Origin of the sequence: Magnetospirillum sp. LM-5, from assembly GCF_902729445.1 — a bacterium.
Lineage (GTDB): Bacteria > Pseudomonadota > Alphaproteobacteria > Rhodospirillales > Magnetospirillaceae > Magnetospirillum.
Genome location: NZ_CACVCE010000012.1, coordinates 1 through 20,466, shown reverse-complemented (window position 1 = coordinate 20,466; position 20,466 = coordinate 1). Strand labels below are relative to the sequence as shown.

General features: G+C 66.3%; 12 protein-coding genes and 1 tRNA gene. 10 read left to right on the top strand and 3 right to left on the bottom strand.

The annotated features are described in order from the left end of the window. The first annotated feature begins 36 nt into the window (after positions 1–36). Positions 37–4,548 (top strand): glutamate synthase large subunit, encoded by a 4,512-nt coding sequence (gltB, locus tag MTBLM5_RS06160; protein WP_173974896.1) that lies wholly within the window; start codon positions 37–39, stop codon positions 4,546–4,548. Between the two features lie 241 nt (positions 4,549–4,789). Next, positions 4,790–5,242: a hypothetical protein gene (locus MTBLM5_RS06155; protein WP_173974895.1), complete on the top strand. Its 453-nt coding sequence runs from the start codon at positions 4,790–4,792 to the stop codon at positions 5,240–5,242. Positions 5,243–5,368: 126 nt separating this feature from the next. Here MTBLM5_RS06155 and MTBLM5_RS06150 read toward each other — a convergent pair whose 3' ends face one another. Further along, entirely contained in the window at positions 5,369–5,749 is a 381-nt protein-coding gene (locus tag MTBLM5_RS06150) for a hypothetical protein (protein WP_173974894.1), read from the bottom strand. A 147-nt stretch (positions 5,750–5,896) separates the two neighbouring features. On the opposite strand from MTBLM5_RS06150, the gene rpsT reads away from it, so the two are divergent. The 7 genes from rpsT to MTBLM5_RS06115 all read left to right on the top strand — a co-directional run bounded on the left by rpsT (position 5,897) and on the right by MTBLM5_RS06115 (position 17,413). Next, positions 5,897–6,169, top strand: a complete 273-nt coding sequence (gene rpsT / locus MTBLM5_RS06145; RefSeq protein WP_173974893.1) for a 30S ribosomal protein S20 — start codon at positions 5,897–5,899, stop codon at positions 6,167–6,169. A gap of 555 nt (positions 6,170–6,724) precedes the next feature. Further along, positions 6,725–8,092, top strand: coding sequence for a chromosomal replication initiator protein DnaA (gene dnaA, locus MTBLM5_RS06140; RefSeq protein WP_173974892.1), 1,368 nt, complete (start codon positions 6,725–6,727; stop codon positions 8,090–8,092). A 9-nt stretch (positions 8,093–8,101) separates the two neighbouring features. Then, a complete protein-coding gene (locus MTBLM5_RS06135) occupies positions 8,102–11,056 on the top strand; it encodes a tetratricopeptide repeat protein (RefSeq protein ID WP_173974891.1) in 2,955 nt (984 codons plus the stop codon). Positions 11,057–11,130: 74 nt separating this feature from the next. Further along, positions 11,131–12,249, top strand: a complete 1,119-nt coding sequence (gene dnaN, locus MTBLM5_RS06130; protein WP_173974890.1) for a DNA polymerase III subunit beta — start codon at positions 11,131–11,133, stop codon at positions 12,247–12,249. Further along, positions 12,246–13,397, top strand: coding sequence for a DNA replication/repair protein RecF (recF, locus tag MTBLM5_RS06125; RefSeq protein ID WP_173974889.1), 1,152 nt, complete (start codon positions 12,246–12,248; stop codon positions 13,395–13,397). The genes dnaN and recF overlap by 4 nt, the downstream gene beginning before the upstream one ends. A 17-nt stretch (positions 13,398–13,414) precedes the next feature. Further along, a complete protein-coding gene (gene gyrB / locus MTBLM5_RS06120; protein WP_173974888.1) occupies positions 13,415–15,841 on the top strand; it encodes a DNA topoisomerase (ATP-hydrolyzing) subunit B in 2,427 nt (808 codons plus the stop codon). 144 nt (positions 15,842–15,985) lie between these two features. After that, entirely contained in the window at positions 15,986–17,413 is a 1,428-nt protein-coding gene (locus MTBLM5_RS06115) for a HAMP domain-containing sensor histidine kinase (protein WP_173974887.1), read from the top strand. A 30-nt stretch (positions 17,414–17,443) separates the two neighbouring features. Here MTBLM5_RS06115 and MTBLM5_RS06110 read toward each other — a convergent pair. Both MTBLM5_RS06110 and MTBLM5_RS06105 read right to left on the bottom strand, forming a co-directional pair. Then, positions 17,444–17,520, bottom strand: a tRNA-Arg gene (locus tag MTBLM5_RS06110). 184 nt (positions 17,521–17,704) lie between these two features. Continuing rightward, positions 17,705–18,355, bottom strand: a complete 651-nt coding sequence (locus MTBLM5_RS06105; protein WP_173974886.1) for a hypothetical protein — start codon at positions 18,353–18,355, stop codon at positions 17,705–17,707. 292 nt (positions 18,356–18,647) lie between these two features. Here MTBLM5_RS06105 and MTBLM5_RS06100 point away from each other — a divergent pair, with 292 nt between their 5' ends. Further along, entirely contained in the window at positions 18,648–20,366 is a 1,719-nt protein-coding gene (locus tag MTBLM5_RS06100; RefSeq protein ID WP_173974885.1) for a methyl-accepting chemotaxis protein, read from the top strand. Positions 20,367–20,466 lie beyond the last annotated feature (100 nt).

Here is a 20,466-nt window from a genome sequence, read left to right as displayed (position 1 = left end):
GACCCTTCCGGGACCATCCCGACCGTGGAGCCTGTCATGAGCGAGCAATTCGCAGCCGAGTACCTGAAGAACGCCGCCATCCTGGAAGCGGCCGGCATCGACACCATGCCGCACGACGCCTGCGGCGTCGGCCTGGTCGCCACCTTGGACGGCAAGCCCCGCCGCGACGTGGTGGTCGCCGGCATCGAGGCCCTGAAGGTGCTGTTCCATCGCGGCGCCGTCGATGCCGACGGCAAGACCGGCGACGGCGCCGGCATCCATGTCGAGCTGCCGCAGGACTTCTTCCGGGAACATATCCGCCACACCGGCCACGAGCCGGTGCCGGGCCGGCTGGGTGTGGGCATGATCTTCCTGCCCAAGGCCGACCTGGGCGCGCAGGAACGCTGCCGCTGCATCGTCGAGGCCGAGATCTTGAATTTCGGCTATGCCATCTATGGCTGGCGCCAGGTGCCGGTCGACGTCTCGATCATCGGCGAGAAGGCCAACGCCACCCGCCCCGAGATCGAGCAGATCATGATCGCCAACACCCTTGGCACGCCGGAAGAGCGGTTCGAAACCGATCTTTACATCCTGCGCCGGCGCATCGAGAAGCTGGTGCTGGCCGAGCACATCACCGACTTCTATATCTGTTCGCTGTCGGGCCGCTCGATCATCTACAAGGGCATGTTCCTGGCCGAGCAGCTGACCAGCTTCTATCCCGACCTGCTGGACGAGCGCTTCGTGTCGCGCTTCGCCATCTATCACCAGCGCTATTCCACCAACACCTTCCCGACCTGGCGCCTGGCCCAGCCGTTCCGCATGCTGGCCCATAACGGCGAGATCAACACCCTGTCGGGCAACCTGAACTGGATGAAGGCGCACGAGCCGCGCATGGGCCACGAAGCCTTCGGCGACCACATGGAGGACATCAAGCCGGTGATCCAGGCCGGCGGCTCGGACTCGGCCGCGCTCGACAACGTTTTCGAGGTGATGGTCCGCGCCGGCCGCACCGCGCCGATGGTCAAGCAGATGCTGGTGCCGGAATCCTTGGGCTCGAACGCCCTGATGCCCGATTCCCACCGCCATTTCTTCGGCTATTGCAACGCCGTCATCGAGCCGTGGGACGGCCCGGCCGCCATCTGCGCCACCGACGGCCGCTGGGTCATCGCCGGCATGGACAGAAACGGCCTGCGTCCCATGCGCGTCACCATCACCACCGACGGCCTGCTGATCGTCGGCTCGGAAACCGGCATGGTCAAGGTGGCGGAATCCGACATCATCGAGAAGGGCCGCGTCGGGCCGGGCCAGACCATCGCCGTCGATCTGGAACAAGGCCGCCTTTACCGCGACGGCGAGTTGAAGGACTGGCTGTCATCCTTGAAGCCCTATGGCGAGTGGACCAAGCGCATCACCGAGTTGGACAGCCTGGTCAAGAGCGCCGCCAACGAGCCGGCCGAGCTGTCGACCGAGGAATTGCGCCGCCGCCAGTTGGCCTATGGCCTGACCATGGAAGACATGGAGCTGATCTTGCAGCCGATGGTCGAGGAGGCCAAGGAAGCGGTCGGTTCCATGGGCGACGACACGCCGCTGGCGGTCCTGTCGGACCAGTACCGGGGCCTGCACCATTTCTTCAAGCAGAACTTCAGCCAGGTCACCAACCCGCCGATCGATTCCTTGCGCGAATCCCGGGTGATGAGCCTGCGGACCCGGCTGGGCAATCTGGGCAACATCCTGGACGAGCATGAAAGCCAGTGCGACGTGCTGGCGCTCAACAGCCCGGTCCTGTCCACCGCCGAGTTCGAGGCCATGCGCCGCCACATGGGAGCCGCCGCCGCCGAGATCGACTGCACCTTCGATCCCAGTGCCGGCGAGCATGCCCTGAAGGACGCGCTGGCCCGCATCCGCCGCGAGGCGGAAGAGGCGGTGCGCGCCGGCTGCACCCACCTGATCCTGTCCGACAAGAGCATGGATTCGTGCCGCGCCGCCGTGCCGATGATCCTGGCCGCCGGGGGCGTGCATTCGCATCTGGTGCGCGAGCGCCTGCGCACCTGGACGTCCTTGAACGTCCGCTCGGGCGAGGCGCTGGACGTCCAATACTTCGCCGTGCTGGTCGGTGTCGGCGCCACCACCGTCAACGCCTATCTGGCCCAGGAAGCCATCGCCGATCGCTGGCGCCGCGGCCTGTTCCCCGGGCTCACGCTGGAAGAATGCGTGCGCAACTACAAGAAGGCCATCGACCAGGGTCTGCTGAAGATCATGTCGAAGATGGGCATCTCGGTGATCTCGTCCTATCGCGGCGGCTGCAACTTCGAGGCCATCGGCCTGTCCCGCTCGCTGGTGGCCGAGTTCTTCCCCGGCATGACCAGCCGCATTTCCGGCATCGGCCTGAACGGCATCGCCAAGAAGACCACCCGCCAGCATGCCGCCGGCTTCGCCACCGCCTCGGCGGTGCTGCCGGTCGGCGGCTTCTATCGCGTGCGGCGCGGCCAGGAAGCCCACGCCTTCGACGGCACGCTTATCCATCTGCTGCAGACGGCGGTGTCGACCGATTCCTACACCACCTACAAGAAATATTCCGACGGCGTGCGCCGGCTGGCGCCCATCACCATCCGCGACCTGCTGGACTTCCAGCCCAATGCGGCGGCGATTCCGATCGACGAGGTGGAATCCATCACTGAAATCAGAAAGCGCTTCCTGACCCCGGGCATGAGCCTGGGGGCGCTGTCGGCGGAAGCCCACGGCACCTTGAACATCGCCATGAACCGTATCGGCGCCAAGTCGGTGTCGGGCGAGGGCGGCGAGGACCGCGAGCGCTATCGCCCGCGCCCCAACGGCGACAACGCCAACTCGGCCATCAAGCAGATCGCCTCGGGCCGGTTCGGCGTCACCGCCGAATACCTGAACATGTGCCGCGAGATCGAGATCAAGGTCGCCCAGGGCGCCAAGCCCGGCGAGGGCGGCCAGTTGCCCGGCTTCAAGGTGACGGTGGAAATCGCCAAGCTTCGGCACGCCACCCCCGGCGTCATGCTGATCAGCCCGCCGCCGCACCACGACATCTATTCCATCGAAGACCTGGCCCAGTTGATCTATGACCTGAAGCAGATCAACCCCGACGCCCGGGTCACGGTCAAGCTGGTGTCCCGGTCCGGCATCGGCACCGTCGCCGCCGGCGTCGCCAAGGCCAAGGCCGACACCATCCTGATTTCCGGCAATGTCGGCGGGACCGGCGCCAGCCCCCAGACCTCGATCAAGTTCGCCGGCCTGCCGTGGGAACTGGGTCTGTCGGAAGCGCACCAATTGCTGACGCTGAACCGGCTGCGCCACCGGGTCAAGCTGCGCACCGATGGCGGCCTGAAGACCGGCCGCGACATCGTCATCGCCGCCATGCTGGGCGCCGAGGAATTCGGCATCGGCACCACCAGCCTGGTGGCGCTGGGCTGCATCATGGTGCGCCAGTGCCATTCCAACACCTGCCCGGTCGGCGTCTGCACCCAGGACCCCGAACTGCGCGCCCGCTTCACCGGCTCGCCCGAGAAGGTGGTAAACCTGTTCACCTTCATCGCCGAGGAAGTGCGCGAGATCCTGGCCAGCCTGGGGGCCCGCTCGCTGGACGAGATCGTCGGCCGCACCGACCTGCTGCGCCAGGTCAGCCGCGGCGCCGCCCACCTGGACGATCTGGACCTGAACCCGCTCTTGGCCCAGGCCGACGCCGGCGGCTTCGCCCGCCACTGCACCCAGGAAGAAAGGAACGAGGTTCCCGAGACCCTGGACGCCCAGATGATCCAGGATGCCGGCCCGGCCCTGGAAGACGGCGAGAAGATGCAGCTGGCCTATAATGTCCGCAACGTCCAACGCGCCATCGGCACCAAGCTGTCCCACAAGATCACCAAGAAGTACGGCATGACCGGGCTTAATCCCGGCCATATCACCGTGCGGCTGCGCGGCTCGTGCGGGCAAAGCCTGGGCGCCTTCGCCGTCCAGGGACTGAAGCTCGAGGTGTTCGGCGATTCCAACGATTATGTCGGCAAGGGCCTGTCGGGCGGCACCATCGTCGTGCGTCCGTCGGTATCGTCCAACCTTGCGTCGAACCTCAACACCATCATCGGCAACACCTGCCTGTACGGAGCGACGGCCGGCAAGCTGTTCGCCGCCGGCCAGGCCGGCGAGCGCTTCGCCGTCCGAAATTCCGGGGCGATCACCGTGATCGAGGGCTGCGGGTCCAACGGCTGCGAATACATGACCGGTGGTACCGCGGTGATCCTGGGGCCGGTGGGCGCCAACTTCGCCGCCGGCATGACCGGCGGCATGGCCTTCGTCTATGACGGCGACGACACCTTCCGCAACCGGGTCAACCCGGAAAGCGTGGTGTGGCAGAAGGTCCAGACCAATCATTGGCTGGGCGTGCTGGAAGGATTGCTGCGCGAGCACGCCCTCGAGACCCAATCCAAGTGGGCCGAGGAATTGCTGGCCGATTGGGACCGCGAATCCGCCCGCTTCGTCCAGGTGATCCCCAAGGAGATGCTGACCCGGCTGGATCATCCGGTGACCGAGGCGGCCGCAGCCGAATGATCGGCTCCAGATCGCCGACGGCGCGGCCCTCGGGCCGCGCCGTTGCGCACAACTTGAAATCCTTCGAGAAAGTAGGCTACACTGTAAGTTCCTGAAAAGGATGTCCTTCAGCGTCCAAAGGACGCGTTCTTGGGGTTTGCTCATGGGAATCGGCAGAATCGCCTCATTCCTGAGTTCGTTGTCTCCCGCATCCGAATCCGCTGCGGCGGTGTCCTCGGCTGATCGGGAGCTTCCGGAATCCTTGCGCCAGACCGAAGCCTCGATGGCCCAGCAGGACCACGAGCGCCAGCGTCAGGGCGCCGGTCCCGCCGACATCGTCCAGCAATTGCAGACCATGATCGCCGCGGTGCGAACCCTGGCCGACAACGCCGTCCAGCAAGGCGCCGCCCTGCCGGTGTCGCAGACCGGGGCGCAGTTGCGCAACGCCGTCAGCGGCCTGGGGCACCTGTTGTCGGCGCTGGACCCGCAGACCCTGAACATGGTCCAGACCCAGGTGCGCGAAGCCGGCAAGGCGGTCGATGCCGTCGAGGCCGGATTGACCGGCACCAAGGAATCGGCCGAGCAGGTGTTCCGCACCATGTCGGCCGACCAGGCCCAGGCGGCCAAGGCCATCAGCGAGCGCTTCCAGACCGAGATGCAAGACGCCGTCAGCCGCGTGCGCGGGGCGGTATCGATGGTCGTCCTTCCGCAATAGTCCGATCGGCCGGGGCTGGGGCCGCTCGGCAACTGTCTTGTCAGGCAGGTTGCTGGGCGGCCCTGCGCCTATTTTTCGTGTTTGACCGCCGCCATGAGGGGAGCCGAGGGACTTTTTCACGGGGGGCTAACCCGCCGTCGCCGCCTCGATGGTCTGGCGGATGGCGGCCAGGGCGCGGTCGATCTCGTCCAGGGTGGCGTCGTCGGGCAGGAACGGCAGATCCAGGGCGATGCCCTCGGCATCCAGAACCTCGCGCGCGCGCGCGAACTGGAAATCGCGATATTCGGCGGTGGTGCGAAAGCCCGAGCGGAAGGCTTCCTTGATGATTCCGCGCAGGCTTTCAAGCTCGGCCTGCTCGGCGGCGGTCAGCAGCCCCTCGTGCCCCAGAAGGTCGGCCTGACGCGCCCGGGCCTGGGCCAGACGGGCCCGCCAGTGGGGGTCATGGTTCGGCATCAAGCGGACGGCACTGGCCATGGCGGCGGCCTTTTCGCGCAACGAAGTGATCAAGAACCATAGCGCGCCACGGAGCCCAAGTCACCCCCGCGCCTGCACCAGCCGACCCGCGGTGAAGATTCCCGCTTGACGCCCCCGATGCCCTGCACTTATAAACGCGCCTTCGATTTCGACTGAACCCTTATCTTGCAGGTTGATCACATGGCCCATCACAAGTCGGCAAAGAAGCGCATCCGCCAGACCGAGCGCCGCACCGAGGTGAACCGCGCCCGCGTGAGCCGCATCCGCACCTTCGTCAAGAAGGTCGAGCTGGCGATCGCTGCCGGTAACGCCGAAGAAGCCAAGGCCGCTTTCCTGGCCGCCGAGCCGGAGCTGGTGCGCGGCGCCCAGGCTGGCGTGCTGCACAAGAACACCGCGTCGCGCAAGGTTTCGCGCCTGGCCGCCCGCGTCAAGGACATGAAGCCGCTGGCCTAAAGCCTGGGCGAAAAATCCTTTGTTTTCAAGGGCCGCGCCTTTCGGGCGCGGCCCTTGTCGTTTGCAATCGGCGGATTCCCTGGGGTTTCGGATTGCAAGCGAAAAATTTGTCATGTTCCTGTTCCGATCCCGTTGAATCGAGTCGGATCGATCGATAGAGTCCGGTTCCTCGCTCGACCCGAGCGAAGTAAATCTGACAAACATTTGCTATAATTTTAAATATAACCCCCGCTATTTATTGGGGGCGCGATACTTTTATTGTGCTACTACTTTATTGCCGTTGCCTTGCGTTCACATATTGTGGTTACCTACTAATTGGGTTTGGGGATTACAGGGTGGGAAGGACCTGCCGACCGCGCCGATCACCGGTTTGGGGACCGCGGCGCGTTGGCGTGGATGAGGGAAGAAATCCTTCATTCACATCGGGTTCGTCGAAACGGGAGGGGTTGCGCACATCGCGCATCGCTCGCGTTTTTGTGTTCGGCCAAGGGACGTCCGGTCAAGACGATCGGGCGATCTTACGTCCGTTAAAGGCTAGTGTTCGGGGATAGAATAATGATCAACAGCCAATGGGAGCGGATTGCAGGCCGCTTGCGCGACGAGGTCGGCGATGCCGCCTGGCGCAGCTGGTTGCGCCCGGTGGTGGTGCACAGCCTGAAGGACGGCGCCGTCCGCCTGGCCCTGCCGACCCGCTTCATGCGCGATTGGGTCGCCACCCATTACGGCGAGCGTCTGCGCGCCCTGTGGGGCGCCGAGGACCCGTCGATCCGCGCCGTCGACATCGTCGTCGATGCCGGGGCCACCGCGGCCGGCAAGACGGCCCTTGCCAAGCCGACCCTGGTCGCCTCCTCGGCGCCGGCCGCCATCGCCGCCAGCCCGGCGGCCCCCGAGGTCGAGGAACTGGGCGCCCAGTTGGATCAGCGCCTGACCTTCAAGAATTTCGTCGTCGGCAAGCCCAACGAATTCGCCTATGCCGCCGCCCGCCGGGTGGCCGAGGCCGCCCAGGTGTCGTTCAATCCGCTGTTCCTCTATGGCGGCGTCGGCCTGGGCAAGACCCATCTGATGCACGCCATCGCCTGGCACATCCGCGAGCACGATCCCAGCCGCCGCGTCCTTTACCTGTCGGCCGAGAAGTTCATGTACCGCTTCATCCGGGCGCTTCGAAGCCAGGACACCATGAGCTTCAAGGAACAGTTCCGCTCGGTCGATGTGCTGATGGTCGATGACGTCCAGTTCATCGCCGGCAAGGACGCCACCCAGGAAGAGTTCTTCCACACCTTCAACGCCCTGGTCGATCAGGGCCGCCAGATCGTCATCTCGGCCGACAAGTCGCCGTCGGACCTGGAAGGCATGGAAGAGCGCCTGAAGTCGCGGCTGAATTCCGGTCTGGTCGCCGACCTGCACGCCACCACCTACGAGCTGCGCCTGGGCATCCTGGAATCCAAGGCCGAGCAGATGGGCGTGCCGGTGCCGCCCAAGGTGATGGAATTCCTGGCCCACAAGATCGCCAGCAACGTCCGCGAGCTGGAAGGCGCGCTGAACCGCGTCGTCGCCCATTCGCAGCTGGTCGGCCGCGCCATCACCCTGGAAACCACCCAGGAAGTGCTGCACGACCTGCTGCGCGCCTCGGACCGGCGCATCACCATCGAGGAGATCCAGAAGCGGGTCGCCGAGCATTTCAACATCAAGCTGGCCGAGATGGGCTCGGCCCGGCGCTCGCGCCAGGTCGCCCGTCCGCGCCAGGTGGCGATGTATCTGGCCAAGCAGCTGACCAGCCGCAGTTTGCCGGAAATCGGCCGCAAGTTCGGCGGCCGCGACCACACCACCGTCATGCACGCGGTCAAGAAGGTCGAGGAATTGAAGGCCTCGGACCAGAATTTCTCGGAAGACGTGGACCTGCTGCGCCGTATGCTGCAAGGCTAGGGGCAACCGATGGCCGGGGGCGATGACCAGGACATCTTGGTGCGCGCCGCCGGCCTGATCCTGGACGGCGAGGCCGATCGCGCGCTGTCCCTGCTGGGCCAGGCCTTCGCCGCCACGCCTACCCGTACCGACCTGTTGGACCTGATGGCCGAAGCCCATGCCCGGCTGGGCCGGTTGGGTTCGGTCCTGTGCTGCCGCCAGGCCGCCGCCGCCATCGAGGCCAGTCCCGACAATCGCGCCAAACTGGCCATGGCGCTCCATGATTGCAGCCGACTGGCCGACGCCAAGGCCACCGCGCAGGCGGCCATCGACGCGGCCGGCGGCGAGCTTTATGCCGCCGAGACGGTGCTGGCCCTGGTGGCGGTCGCCGAAGGCCGCCACGACGCGGCCGAGGCGACCTATCGCCGCCTGATCGACAGCCATCCCGAACGGGCTCAGGCCTTCGGTCATTTCGGAATCCTGTTGTGGAGCCTGGGCCGGGCCGACGAGGCGGAAGCGGCGCTGACCCGGTGCCTGGAACTGGAACCGGGCATGAATGTCGCCGCCGCCGCTCTGGGGCTGATCCGGCTGTCACGCGGGATGTTCGCCGACGGCTGGTCGTTCTATCGCCGCCGCCACGTCTCGGCCCGCCCGCACCCGCCCGCACGCCACCTGCCCAAGCGTTTGAACGGCCAGACGATCCTGGTGGAAACCGAGCAGGGCCTGGGCGACGAATTGTTCTTTCTGCGCTTCGCCGCCCCCCTGGCCGCCCGCGGCGCCCGCGTGCTGTACCGGCCGTCGCCCAAGCTGGCCGCCCTGGCCGGCCGGCTGACGGTGCTGGCCGGAACGGTCGGCCCCGACGAGCGTCCCAAGGCCGACCACCATGTGTGGCTGGGCGACCTGCCGTGGCTGTTGGATGCCGATTCCCCCCTGCCCTCTCTGACCCTGGCGCCCCTGCCGGATCGGGTCGAGGCCATGCAGGCCCGGCTGGCCGCCTTTTCGACCCGGCCGCTGATCGGGGTGACCTGGCGGGCCGGCCTCCAGTTGGTCGGCCGGCTGTCCAAGGCGCTGTCGGCCGAGGGGCTGGCCACCGCCCTGGCCCCGGTCGAGGCCGACATCGTGGTGCTGCAGCGCGCCCCCCACGAGGGCGAGATCGATCGCTTCGCCGCCGCCCTGGGCCGGCCGGTGCTGGACCTGTCCGACGCCAATGACGATCTGGAAGACATGCTGGCGGCGCTGTCCCTGCTGGATCGCCAGGTCGCGGTCAGCAACACCAACATTCACCTTGCCGCCCTGCTGGGCAAGCCGGCCAGCCTGCTGCTGCCGCATCCGCCGGAATTTCGCTGGATGGATCAGGGCGAGGAATCGCCGTGGTTTCCCGGCATCCGGCTGTACCGCCAGGAGGCCGGGGGCACCTGGCGCCCGGCGTTGGCGGCCCTGACCGCCGATTTGACCGGGCAGGCGCACCAATCCGACCGCCTGGCCGCCGCCATCGCCCTGAAGGACCAGGGCCGGTTGGCCGAGGCCGAAGGCGAATGCCGCGCCCTGCTGGCCCAGGCCCCCGACGATCCCAACGCCCTGCACCTCTTGGCCGCCATCATGCTGTCCGATCGCCGCCCCGGCGAGGCGGTGGCGCCCTTGAAGCGGCTGGCCCGCCTGGCCCCTTCCGCCGATGTCTGGCGCTTCCTGGGCCAAGCCCTGGCCGCCGTGCAATTGCCCGACGAGGCGGTTGCCCCCCTGCGCAAGGCGCTGGAGCTGGCGCCCAGCCATCCCGGCCTGGGCCACCTGCTGGCCTCGATCTTGATGGAAGCCGGCCGCACCGAGGAAGCGCTGGACCAGGCCCGCACCGTCGGCGCCACTGCCATCGAGGGCACCTGCCTGCACTTGCTGGGCCGCTCGGCCGAGGCGGTGCCGTTGCTGAGGAAGGCGCTGTCCGTTCCCGACGCCAATACCGACAAAAGCCTGAACTCGCTGGCCCAGGCGCTGTACGCCCTGGAGCGCTATGACGAGGCCGAGGCGGCCTGGGCCGAGTGCCTGAAGCGCAATCCCGGCAACCACCGGGCGCGCGGATCGCTGGCGATGATGCTGCTGGCGCTGGGACGCCTGGCCGAAGGCTGGGACCATTACCGCTATCGCCACACCGCCCTGGGCCGTCCGGGCATTCCGGTGCGGCCGCTGCCCGAGCGGCTGGACGGCTATGACGTGCTGGTGGTCCGCGAGCAGGGTCTGGGCGACGAATTGTTCCTGATGCGCTTCGTCGAACGCCTCGCCGCGCGCGGCGCCAACCTGACCTATGTGCCGGGGCCGAAGCTGGCCCCGATCGCCGCCCGTCTGCCGTTCCTGGCCCGCACCGCCGACGGAACCAGCAAGATCACCGCCAATATCGGCATCTGGGCCGGCGACCTGCCGTGGCTGCTGGCCGAGCCCGGGCCGCTGCCGCCCATCACCCTGAAGCCGCTGCCGGAGCGGGTCGAACAGGCCCGCGCCCGCCTGGCCGCCTTCGGCCCGCCGCCCTATGTCGGGGTGACCTGGCGGGCCGGCATCGCCGGCTTCAACAAACTGTCCAAGGATATCGCGCCCGGCCTGCTGGCAGCCGCCCTGCGGGGCATCGACGCCCGCATCGTCGTGCTGCAGCGCGGCCCCGGCCAGGGCGAGATCGACGCCTTCGCCGCCGCCCTGGGCCGCGAGGTTCTGGATTGTTCCGACGCCAATGACGACCTGGAGGCGATGACCGCCTTGCTGTCGCTGCTGGAGCGCCAGGTGGCGGTCAGCAACACCAATGTCCATCTGGCCGCCTCGCTGGGTCGACCGGTCGAGGTGCTGGTGCCGCGGCCGCCGGAATTTCGTTGGCTCGTGACCGGCGAAAGATCACCGTGGTTTCCCGCCTGCCGCGTGTACCGCCAAGCCGCCGACGGCGATTGGAGCCGGGCCTTGGCTTCACTTTCCACCGGTCTGACCAAGCCCTTGAATCCGCTTTGCGGTTAGCCTTGCTGTGATATACTGCGCGACCCTGCCTGCCAGCGGGACCACAAGGCATCAACGGATCCATCCAGAACGCCATGAAGCTGACCATCGAGCGCTCCCAGCTGTTGAAGTCCCTGGCTCACGTCCAGAGTGTCGTCGAACGCCGCAACACCATCCCGATCCTGTCCAACGTCAAGCTTGAGGGCCGTCCCGGCTCGCTGTCCTTGAACGCCACCGACATGGATCTCGACATCGTCGAGACGGTGCCGGCCGACGTCAGCCGGCCGGGCGCCACCACCGCCCCGGCCCACACCTTCTACGAGATCGTGCGCAAGCTGCCCGACGGCAGCCAGGTCGAGATCGAGTACCATTCCGAGGACGGCCTGCTGTCGCTGCGCTCGGGGCGGTCGAAATTCTCGCTGTCCTGCCTGCCGGTCGAGGATTTCCCGGTGCTGTCGGGCGGCGAGCTGCCCCACGCCTTCGCCCTGTCGGCCGCCGAGCTGAAGACGCTGATCGACCGCACGCGCTTCGCCATCTCGACCGAGGAAACCCGCTATTACCTGAACGGCATCTACCTGCATGCCGCGACCTCGCCGGCTGGCGAGGTGTTGCGCGCCGCCGCCACCGACGGCCATCGCCTGGCCCGGGTGGAAATCACCCGTCCCGACGGCGCGGCGGGCATGCCGGGCATCATCGTGCCCAGGAAGACCGTCAACGAGATTCGCAAGCTGATCGACGAGACCGAGTGCGAAATCACCGTGTCGCTGTCGGAAACCAAGATCCGCTTCGCCTTCGGTGATGCGGTGCTGACCAGCAAGCTGATCGACGGCACCTTCCCCGATTACGAGCGGGTCATCCCCGAGGGCAATGACAAGACCCTGGACGTCGATGTGAAAAGCTTCGCCCAGGCAGTCGACCGCGTCTCGGCCATTTCGACCGAGAAAAGCCGCGCCATCAAGCTGGCCCTGGAAAAGGGCACCGTCACCCTGTCGGCCTCCAGCCCCGAGAACGGCAACGCCACCGAGGAAATCGAGGCCAATTACGACGCCGCGCCGTTGGAAATCGGCTTCAACTCCCGCTACCTGCTGGACATCTTGTCCCAGGTCGAGGGAGACGGCGCCCGCTTCTCGATGGCCGACGCCGCCAGCCCGACGGTGGTCAAGGATTCCGCCGATGGCAGCGCCGTCTATGTGCTGATGCCGATGCGGGTGTGATCACGGAGCGCGAGGATACCAGCCTGCGGTCGCAGCATCTGGCGGTTCGCCGTCTGACGCTGACCGATTTCCGTTGTTACCGCTTCCTGCGCCTGGACGCCGATGCGCGTCCGGTGGTGCTGACCGGCCCCAACGGGGCGGGCAAGACCAACCTTCTGGAAGCGCTGTCATTCCTGACGCCGGGACGCGGATTGCGCCGCGCCACCCTGGCCGAGGTCACGCGCAAGGGCGCCGCCGTCGACGGCTGGGGCGTGGCGGCGGTTCTGGATGGGCCGGACGGCCAGGTCGAGATCGGCACCGGCCGCCAGCCCGGCACCGAACGCCGGGTGGTCAAGATCGGCGGCCGCGTCGCCAAGGCCCAGCAATTGGGGCTGTTGACCTCGGCCCTGTGGCTGACGCCGGCGATGGACCGGTTGCTGATCGAAGGTGCCGGCGGACGGCGCCGCTTCCTCGACCGGCTGACGCTGGGCCAGGAAGCCGAGCACGGCGCCCATGCCGCCGCCTACGAGCATGCGATGCGGGAACGCACGCGGCTTTTGAAGGGGGGCGGAGCCGACGGGGCTTGGCTGGCGATGCTGGAGGACGGCATGGCCCGCCACGGGGTGGCGATGGCTTCAGCCCGGGTCCGGGCGGCCGAACGGCTGAACGCCGAGGCCGGCGGTCAAAGCGGGCCGTTTCCGGCGGCGCGCCTGACGCTGGCCGGCGAGGTCGAGGAGATGCTGGCCGGGGCCGACATGGCCCAGGCCGAGGACATGGTCCGGGCCGCTCTCTTACGCGCGCGCGCGCGTGACGGGGCGGCGGGGGCGGCGACCTTCGGGCCGCACCGCACCGATGTCGGGGTGTGGCACGCCGCCAAGGACATGCCGGCGGGGCAATGCTCGACCGGCGAGCAGAAGGCGGTCCTGGTGTCCATCGTCCTGGCCCAGGCCCGGGTCAAGACGGCCGTCAGCGGCATCGCGCCGCTGATGTTGTTGGACGAGGTGGCGGCGCATCTGGACGAGGAGCGCCGCAACGCCTTGTTCGACCAATTGGCCGGGCTGTCGGCGCAAAGCTGGCTGACCGGCACCGACGCCCATCTGTTCGCCGGCTTCGGCGAACGGGCGCAGTTCTTCAAGGTGGCGGAGTCCTCCGTCGCCCATGATGAGTGAGCAGAGGATCAATTTCGATGACCGAACCCGTGACCGCCATCGCCGAAGAAGAGTACGGCGCCGATTCCATCAAGGTCCTGCGCGGCCTGGAAGCGGTGCGCAAGCGTCCCGGCATGTATATCGGCGACACCGACGACGGCTCGGGCCTGCATCGCATGATCTACGAGGCGGTCGACAACGCCATCGACGAGATCATGAACGGCTATGGCGATTCCTGCGAAGTGATCCTGAATGCCGACGGCTCGGTGCGGGTCACCGACAATGGCCGCGGCATCCCGGTGGCCATCCACGCCGAGGAAGGCATCTCGGCGGCCGAGGTGGCGCTGACCAAGCTGCATGCCGGCGGCAAGTTCGACCAGAATTCCAACCGCATCTCGTCGGGCCTGCACGGCGTCGGCATCTCGGTGGTCAACGCCCTGTCGGAATGGCTGGAGCTGCGCATCTGGCGCCACGGCAAGGAACATTTCATGCGCTTCCGCCTGGGCGAGCCCGAGGCGCCGCTGGCGGTGGTCGGCGATTGCGGCGACCGCACCGGCACCCAGGTCCTGTTCCTGCCGTCCAAGGGCACCTTCTCGTTCACCGAATTCGACTTCGCCACGGTGGAACACCGCCTGCGCGAGCTGGCCTTCCTGAACTGGCGCGCCACCCTGACCCTGAAGGACCACCGCCACGCCGAGCCGCACGAGGTGGAGCTGCATTACGATGGCGGCGTCCAGGCCTTCGTCCAGTGGCTGGACCGCTCGAAGGAGGCGCTGCACGCCCCCATCCTGGTCACCGCCGAAAAGGAAACCGTGCGCATCGAGCTGTCGATGGAATGGACCGACAGCTACCACGAGACCTGCCTGTGCTTCACCAACAACGTGCCCCAGCGTGACGGCGGCACCCATCTGGCCGGCTTCCGCGCCGCGCTGACCCGCACCATCAACGCCTATGCCAACGAATCGGGCATCGCCAAGAAGGAAAAGATCGCGCTGTCGGGCGACGACATGCGCGAGGGCCTGACCTGCGTGCTGTCGGTCAAGATGCCCGACCCCAAGTTCTCGAGCCAGGCCAAGGAAAAGCTGGTCTCGTCCGAGGTGCGCCCGATCGTCGAATCGCTGGTGTCGGAGAAGCTGGCGGAATGGTTCGAGGAACACCCGCAAGAGGCCCGCAAGGTGGTGGGCAAGGCGGTCGAGGCGGCGGCCGCCCGCGAGGCCGCCCGCAAGGCCCGCGAATTGACGCGCAGGAAGGGCGTGCTGGACATCGCCACCCTGCCCGGCAAGCTGGCCGATTGCCAGGAACGCGACCCGGCGCTGTCGGAATTGTTCATCGTCGAGGGTGACTCGGCCGGTGGTTCGGCCAAGCAGGGGCGCAACCGCGCCAACCAGGCCATCTTGCCCTTGAAGGGCAAGATCTTGAATGTCGAGCGCGCCCGCTTCGACAAGATGCTGTCGTCGGCGGAAATCGGCACGCTGATCGCCGCACTTGGCACCGGCATCGGCCGCGACGATTTCAACATCGCCAAGGCGCGCTATCACAAGATCATCATCATGACCGACGCCGACGTCGATGGCAGCCACATCCGCACCCTGCTCTTGACCTTCTTCTATCGCCAGATGCCCGAGATCATCGAGAAGGGCTATCTGTACATCGCCCAGCCGCCGCTTTACCGCGCCAAGCGCGGCCAGTCCGAGGTCTATCTGAAGAACGAGCGCGCGCTCGAGGAATATCTGATCGACGGCGGCCTGGCCGACGCGGTGCTGAACCTGTCGTCGGGGGCCCAGTTGGGCGGAGCCGACCTCAAGCGTCTGACCGAGCAGGCCCGCACCGTGCGCACCTTGATCACCCCGCTGACCCGGCGCCTGCCGATGAAGGTGGTCGAGCAGGCCGCCATCGCCGGCGCCTTCAAGAGCGGCTTGCTGACCGACCGCGCCAGCGGCGAGGCCATGGGCACCGCCATCGCCGCCCGCCTGAACGCGCTGGAAAGCCACCTGGAACGCGGCTGGGCCGCCCAATGGGTGGAAGGCGACGGTTGGCTGTTCAGCCGCACCCTGCGCGGCGTCACCGAGACCCACGCGGTGGACGCCGCCATCGTGCGCTCGCAAGAGGCCCGGCGCCTGGACGAGATCGCCGCCACCCTGATCGAGACCTATCAGGGCGCCGCCACCCTGGTCGCCAAGGACAAGGAGACCCGCATCGACGGCCCGGTCGCCCTGGTCGGCGCGGTGATGGATTTGGGCAAGAAGGGCATCGCCTTCCAGCGCTATAAGGGCCTGGGCGAGATGAACCCCGACCAGCTGTGGGAAACCACGCTGGACCCCGAGGCCCGCTCGCTGCTGCAGGTCAAGGTGGCCCACGCCGACGACGCCGAGGAGGTGTTCTCGACCCTGATGGGCGACGTCGTCGAGCCGCGCCGCGAATTCATCCAGTCGAACGCGCTGAAGGTGGCCAATCTGGACGTGTAGCCGCCCAACGGTCGATGGTTTCGACCGTTGGTATAATCAGGCATATCCCGTCTAGGATCGAAACAGCAACCGTGTTTCACTACCCCTTGTCGGATCGGGGACGCAATTTGGGGGGCGATCACGGTGACCCGGTGGCAAGCATCCATGGGCGCACGACCCGCGTCGCGGCTGCGGTCGAACGTCGTCCTGTTCGGGGGGCTGGCGACGATTTTCGCCTGCATCGCCACCTTGGTCTATCTGGTCTCGTCCTATCTGGACGTATCGAAGGCGGCCTATGACCAGAACATCGTCCTGCGCGAAAAGGCCAAGCTGGCGGCGGCGATGCGTGAAATCGTGTATTACCGCACCTACATGCTGTCCTACGTCGCCACGATCGACGACTATTTCGAACGCGACGAGGAACGCCAGAAGTTCAACGAGCATGCCCGCCATATGATCGAAGCCCGCCTGGAATTGGAACAGATGGGGCTGAACGAGGTGGAGCAGACCTTCTTTGCCCGCATGGGCAAGGCGATCATGACGATGCGCCCGATCGTCGACCACGCCATGGAATTGGCCGTCGAGAACCCCGGCAGCGAGGCATTCCTGTCCGCGATGCGCGAAGCCCGAACCCAACAGCTCGACCTGCAAAACACCATCGTCGAGTTCGCCGATTACTACACGACCTTGTCCGACCGGAATTCCGCCGCCCTTCAGAACACCCTGTCCGGCACCTTGACCCGCACCCTGGGTCTTAGTGGCCTGGTGCTGGTCTTGACCTTCGCCATGGGACTGGCGGTGCTTCACTCGGAAACGCGCATCAATCGCTTGCTGCGCACCGCCGTCGAGGAACGGACGGCGGAATTGCGGGTCGAGCGTGACCGCGCCGACCACGCCAACCAGTTCAAATCGAAATTCATGGCCTCCATGAGCCATGAACTTCGCACGCCGCTCAACGCCATCATCGGCTTTTCCGACCTGATCCGCTCGGAGGTGTTCGGGCCGATCACGCCGGCGCGATACGTGGAATATGCCCACGATATCTGCAGCAGCGGCACCTATCTCCTTAGCCTGATCAACGAGATTCTGGACCTGTCGAAGATCGAGGCCGGCGAATACCATCTTTATCCCGAATCCTTCCTTGTCCAGGAGGTGGCGCCCGAAGCCCTGACCATGCTGGAGCTTCAGGCGGCCCGGAAGGGCATCACCCTGGTCAACCGGATGCCCGACGACCTGCCCGGCCTGTGGGCCGACCGCCGCACCACCAAGCAGATCCTGCTGAACCTGATGACCAACGCCGTCAAGTTCACCCCGCGCGGCGGCACCATCACCCTGGCGGCCACCGCCAGCGGCGGCTTCGCCGAAATCAGCGTCAGCGACACCGGCCAAGGCATGACCGCAGCCGAAGCGGAAGCGGCGATGCGCCCCTTCGTCCAGATCGAGCACGGCTCCCCCGCCTTGGAGGGCACCGGACTGGGCCTGCCGTTATGTCGCAGTTTTGCCGAGATGCAGGGCGGACGACTGAGCCTGTTCTCGGAGCCGGGCCAGGGAACGCGGGTAAGCGTCACCGTCCCGCTGGCATCGACGCCTTAGCGGATATTGGCGGCGTGGAAAGAGAGAGATTGGCGCAACCGGTAGGATTCGAACCTACGACCTCTGCCTTCGGAGGGCAGCGCTCTATCCAGCTGAGCTACGGCTGCGCAAGGCCGCGAACGGCGAAGGGTTCATATAGCGCAAGCCGGGCGGGAAGGCAAAGGGGGAAACGACCGCCGCCCTCGGAAGGCAGGGGTCGGGCAAGATGCGGATCGCCTCGGTCCTGGCCGAGCGCTTGGTGGCGTGATGTCGCCGCGGCAGCGTCGCCGGATGTCGCTGGGGTGTGGCTCGTCAGCTATTGCTGCCCTGTAGCATGACGCTGACCTCTTCACTGCGATCGACGTCGTCAATAACCGGGCGCAGTTTGAAGCCGGTGCCGACGATGATCAGGAAGGGAAGAATGAAGGCGCCAAAAAAGGTCAGGAAAACCGCAACGGCCAAACCGCTGCCAAGACTTGCCAGGATCTCGTGGAAGCCATTGGCAATGAGGGCCATGCCAATATAGGCAAGACCGGAAAGGATCGGCACCAACATGCCGATTTCGGCGATGCGGCGTTCCATTTTGGTGGGGTTGATGTTGCGCGAAAAGTCGCAGCCAAGGAACCGGTCGCCCCAATTGCGGATAGCCAGTCCGATCAGCGGGGCCGACAAAAAGGACCAGGCGATCCAAACCAGGCCGACGACCATCGCGGCATTTTCGCCATAGCCCAAATAGATCAAATAGCCGATCACGGGCAGGAGATACATGGGGCCCAGCCAGCAGACCTTGTGGGTTCTGGAATGAATCCTGAAGATCAGCAGCCAGGGCGACGGCCCGTGCGAAAGCTGATTGAACTTCAGCGAGACCCGCGGCGCGCCATCCTCGTCGACAGGGGTTCCTCTTGAAGAGTTTGCCCGTGGGCCGAGGCTATCGTCTGTGTGATGGACCATGTCCGAATCCATGAAACCCTTAACGTAAACAGCATGTTGCACGGTTTGCGGCGAAGGCAAAGGGTGAATGCGCCATCTGCCGTTGGTTGGTCCGTGAGGCGATGTGCGGCGGGGCCATTTCTTGCCGCAGGCCTGAAGGGCCGGCCCACCAAGATCAGACTCATCTTTTATTAGCAGACACTAAGTTATTGATAAATCAATGGCCTTCCCCACTCGAAAGCCCTTATGCTCTTGGTAGGGTTTGGGTAGACGGCGCAGGCCGAGCGAAATTCTTCGCGGGCCGGGCCAAACCGGTGGGGGGCGCATGTCGCTGAAGTTCAAGCTGTTCGGAATGCTGGCGGCGATTTTCGCCTCGTTCGTGGTGTCGCTGCTGGTCACCCGCCATGCCATCGTCGATCTGCAGGAAGGAATCGTCGAGAATCTGCAGGCGGTGGAATCCTTCACCAAGACCGACATCGTGCTGCTGGGGCATTTGCGTTCGCTGCGCCTGGAAGTGGTGCAGGTCCAGCAATTCCTGCAAGACATCTCGGCCACCCGCGGCCAGGATGGCCTGGATGACGGCCTCAAGCAGGCCGCCGCCCACGCCGACACCTTCCGCAGCCGCCTGGTCGAGGCCAAGAAGGTGGCCAGCGCCGCCGGCATGCCCGAGATGAGCCGCCTGCTCGACCAGATGGGTGTCGATTTCGAGCCCTATTACGCGACCGGCCTGAAGATGGCCGAAGCCTATGTCGCCGGCGGACCGAAAGCCGGCAACGCCATGATGGAGGCGTTCGACGCGGTCGCCGGCCGCATCCAGGACGCCGCCACCCAAGGCGGCACGATGATCACCACCAAGGTCGACAAGGCCGCCGCCGACCTGTCGGCCACCTCGACCGCCAACGTCAAGGGCGCCAGCGACGCCATGGGCTTCGTCATGGGGCTGGGGGTGCTGTCGATCCTGGTAGGCGCCATCGTCGGCGCCCTGGTGACCCGGTCGGTGGTGCGCCCGCTGGGCGAGATGACCGGGGTGATGGAGGAACTGGCCGCCGACCACCTTGATGTCGCCGTGCCGTCGACCACCCGCAAGGATGAAATCGGCCTGATGGCCCGTGCGGTCAGCCATTTCAAGGAGCAGTTGATCCTGGGCCGCCAGATGGAAGCCCAGGCCCGCGCCGACCAGGAACGCGAACTGGCCCGCGGCCGCACCCGAGAGCTGCTGACCGCCGATTTCGACGTGATGATCCGCCGCGTCATCGCCAAGGTCGATATCACCGTGCAGAACGTCCACGCCACATCGAACAGCCTGCATGACGCGGCCAGCCAGACCAGCCAGCGCAGTGCCGCCGTCGCCGCGGCGGCGGAACAGGCGTCGGCCAACATCCAGACGGTGGCCAGCGCCGCCGAGGAACTGGGGGCCTCGACCATGGAAATCAGCCGGCGCGTCCAGGATTCCACCCGCATCACCCGCGACGCGGTCGATGGCGTGTCCGCCGCCGACCAGACCATCGAAGGGCTCAGCGCCTCGGCCGGCAAGATCGGCGAGATCGTCAAGCTGATCAACGACATCGCGTCACGCACCAATCTCTTGGCCCTGAACGCGACCATCGAGGCGGCCCGGGCCGGCGAGGCGGGCAAGGGCTTCGCGGTCGTCGCCAACGAGGTCAAGGCCCTGGCCAACCAGACGGCGCAGGCCACCAACGAGATCGCCATGCAGATCGGCGAGATCCAGACCTCGACCCAGGGCGCCGTCGATGCCATCAAGACGGTCGGCTCGGCCATTGGCCAGGTCGACGAGGTGGTCTCGTCGATCGCGGCTGCGGTCGAGGAGCAAAACGCCGCCACCCAGGAAATCGTCCGCAACGTTCAGGAAGCCGCCGACGGCAACCACCATGTCACCCGCAATATCGGCGAGGTGTCGAGGGCGGCGTCCGAGACCGGCGATATCGCCGAATCCATGAACAAGGTCGCCGACGTCCTGGCCGAATCGGGCGCCAGCCTGGGCAAGCACGTCGAGACTTTCCTGGGCAGCGTCAAGTCGGTGTAGAATCTGCCTGAGTTTAGTGGGACCGGATTTTCAACTCGTCATCCGCGGGCTTGACCCAGTGCCGTCCACACCCCTCGTCGTCATGGCCGGGCTTGACCCC